The following is a 2,410-nucleotide window of genomic DNA, read 5'->3' on the forward strand; positions in this document are numbered from 1 at the left end:
CGCGCCTGGCTGCGCCGCGCCGGCGTGCGGACGTCCCGGCGCGCCGCGTTCCTCGCCGCCTGCGGCCTCGACGACGGCGCCGCGCGCCGGCTCTGCGAGGACCTGGCGCTGGAGGCGCGGCTCCTCGGGATGGCCGAGCGGGCCGTGCCCGACGGTCCGTCGTGGGAGGAGGGGCTGGCCCTGGCCGCGCGGCTCGGCGGCGCCTGGGTGGAGGAGGCGCAGCGGCTCGTGGCCCCGCCCGCGAAGCCGCGCCGCCGCGCGAGGAGGAGGACGCCGTGAGCAAGAAGAAGGCGCCGCCCGTGGACGCGCCCGCCGGCCCGTTCAACGCCGCGTTCGAGAAGCTGCGCGCGCGGCTGCCCGAGGACCACGTCCCCGCGCAGGCGCCGGAGGCCACGCCCTCGCCACCGCCCGCGGCCGCGCCCCCCGCCCCCGCGCGCGCCGTGGTGCGCCTCGAGCGCAAGGGCCGGGGCGGGAAGGAGGCCACCGTGGTGGAGAAGCTCGCCCTCGCGCCCGGGCCGCTCGCCGAATGGGCCGACGCGCTGAAGCGCGCCCTCGGCTGCGGCGGCGGCGTGGAGGACGACGCCATCGTGCTGCAAGGCGACCAGCGGGACCGCGCCGCCGCGTGGCTGGAGCGCCGCGGGGTCCGGAAGGTGATCCGAGGCTGAGCGATCGTTTACTCAGGGTGCGGCCGTCGCATCGGGCTATCCACCCCGGCGTCTCGCCGCGTACCCGTCCATCACCGCGTCCCCGAAGGCCCGCCGCGCCTCCTCGAGGTTGTGGCCCTTGCAGCGGATGCGAAGGTTCTCGGCCGTGGAGGCCCCTCCCCGCGCCCGCGGCACGATGTGGTCGAGCTCGAGCTGGTGCGTGGAGCCGCAGGTCTCGCCGGACGGGAGGACGAAGGTGCACCGCCCGCCATCGCGCCTCCAGACCTCGCGGCGGACGTGGGCAGGGATGCGGTCCGGCCTGGAGGGGCGGCGCTTCGTCTGTGGCCGAGCGGTGATCCCCTTGCGCCGGTCGCGCTCGGCGAGGAGCCGGTCGAGCGCCGCCTCGAGGACGTTCTCGCGGGAGGCGCCGGGCATGGAATGCGAGAGCGCATCGCGGGCCGCGTCGAGCTTCTTCAGGAAGGTCTTCGAGACGGTGAGGTGCATGCGGGCCTGGTCGCCGTCGAGCCAGTCCACGGAGCTGGGCCTGGCGGCGGGCGTCACCGCTCGCAGCTCGACAGGCTCACCGCGAGCGGGCTCTGAACGACCCGCGATCTCGACCCGGCTGGGCACAGGCGGTTTCGGGCGCCCGAAATAGAGTCGGCTCCGCGGCAGGCGCCCTCACCGCAGGCGGCGCGGACACCGCCCGGACCGGCACTGGATGAGCTCGGCCGCGGTCTTCCGGTACTGAGCGGCGCCCGCCGAGAGCCCCAGCTCGCGCCGCAGGAACGAGAACAGCGAGGTGTGCCCCCGCTCCCGCCACAACCCCCGGCGGTCGAACTCCGCAAGCGCGACGAGGAACTCCGCCATGGCATGACGCTCCGAGCGGAGCAGCGAGACGAGACGCTTCGTGAACTCGAGTGCGGTGTCCATTCACGAAGCATCGCACGCGATTTTCGCCCTCCGTAAAACGCACGAGAACGCCCGCCCGCGCCCCCCGCGCCCAGCGCCCCGCCCTCGCGCCTCTCGCGAGCCGATCGCGCCGTCCCGGTTCCGGCCACGCAGCACCGCCCCCCGCCCCCGCCGCACCGTCAAAGCCTCCCAGTCCGCCCCCTTCACCGCGCGCGCAGCGCCTCCCCCGGAAAGAACCCCGCCGCCGCGAACCCGCCCACGAGCTGCACCTCCTCCACCTCGAGCCGCCACAGCGAGAAGTCGAGCGCGAGCAGCCCCTTCGCGCCGGGCACGCGCGCGGCGTACCGCTCCACCGCGTCCGCCTCCTCCTCCGCGCCCACCCGGACCACCCGGCCGACCAGCGTCGCGCGCGCGGCGGTCCGCGGATCCCCTCGCGCCGCCTCGCCGTCGAACACGAGCAGCGTGGCCCGCGGGTCCGCCTCCAGGTTCTGCGTGTGCTGCGCCAGCGCCGACAGCAGCAGCAGCGGCTCGCCGGTCGCCGCCACCGCGAACGGCACCAGCGTCCCGTACGGCCACCCCGGGTGGCGCAGGGAGAGCGTGCACAGCACCCCGGCCCGCTCCCCCGCCAGCAGCGTCCGCACCGCCTCGATCCCGCCCGCGCGCTCCGCGCCCGCCTGCGCCCGCTCCTCCGCCTCGTGCCCCGCCATGCCGAGCCTCCCGGGCGCCGCGACGCCGCCGCGCCCACCCCAGCCGATCTCGCGCCGGCCCGCCGCGCGCCACGCCCGGCCGGGCCGTGGCGCAGCGCCGCGCGACGGCGTCACAGCACCACGAGCCCGAGCCGCGCCGCGCGCACGATG

The 2,410-nt window shown here is 77.0% G+C and carries 2 protein-coding genes and 2 pseudogenes; 2 read left to right on the forward strand and 2 right to left on the reverse strand.

The genetic code is table 11. The annotated features are described in order from the left end of the window. Both PSR1_RS22910 and PSR1_RS22915 read left to right on the forward strand, forming a co-directional pair. Nucleotides 1-279 (forward strand): annotated as a pseudogene (locus PSR1_RS22910) (hypothetical protein); the annotation flags it as partial. After that, nucleotides 276-665, forward strand: coding sequence for a translation initiation factor (locus tag PSR1_RS22915; protein WP_059439603.1), 390 nt, complete (start codon nucleotides 276-278; stop codon nucleotides 663-665). The pseudogene PSR1_RS22910 and the gene PSR1_RS22915, both read left to right, overlap by 4 nt. A 36-nt stretch (nucleotides 666-701) precedes the next feature. On the opposite strand, the pseudogene PSR1_RS22920 reads toward PSR1_RS22915, so the two are convergent. Further along, nucleotides 702-1,574 (reverse strand): annotated as a pseudogene (locus tag PSR1_RS22920) (HNH endonuclease). Between the two features lie 182 nt (nucleotides 1,575-1,756). Next, a complete protein-coding gene (locus PSR1_RS22925) occupies nucleotides 1,757-2,260 on the reverse strand; it encodes a HugZ family protein (RefSeq protein ID WP_059439604.1) in 504 nt (167 codons plus the stop codon). Between the last annotated feature and the right edge of the window lie 150 nt (nucleotides 2,261-2,410).

Origin of the sequence: Anaeromyxobacter sp. PSR-1, from assembly GCF_000964525.1 — a bacterium.
In the GTDB taxonomy this organism is placed as follows: Bacteria; Myxococcota; Myxococcia; order Myxococcales; family Anaeromyxobacteraceae; genus Anaeromyxobacter.

Bases quoted from the DNA above. Each gene is read 5' to 3' on its own strand.
- PSR1_RS22925 (WP_059439604.1), bottom strand. From the start codon at position 2,260: ATGGCGGGGCACGAGGCGGAGGAGCGGGCGCAGGCGGGCGCGGAGCGC.